This window comes from Bradyrhizobium sp. LeoA1Lang (assembly GCF_055413685.1).
Map to the genome: position 1 here is coordinate 1 of NZ_JBVAPG010000678.1, position 251 is coordinate 251.

General features: G+C 58.6%; 1 pseudogene. It reads right to left on the reverse strand.

Annotation, left to right across the window (positions count from 1 at the left end):
- Positions 1 to 122, reverse strand: a pseudogene (locus ACZYOF_RS44945) (IS630 family transposase); the annotation flags it as partial.
- Between the last annotated feature and the right edge of the window lie 129 nt (positions 123 to 251).

Consider the following 251-nt stretch of genomic DNA (forward strand, 5'->3'; position numbering starts at 1 on the left):
GGGGTGGCTGGATAGGCGCGGCCGAGTTTGGCGCGAGCTTTGTCGGTTGTGAACATCCATTTGATTCGGGCTCGGGTTTTATTTCGCCGCCGTTGCCATGCCGCGATCTCGTTTCGGAGCCTTTTGGGGGGATGTCCCGGGTTCTGTTGAATTACTGAAGAGGTCGGCGTTGCCCACCTTGAGCCGGTAGGCTCGGGGTGCTGATTCCACAAAGGAGAGCAACGCCATGACGAGAGATATCACACCGGCTG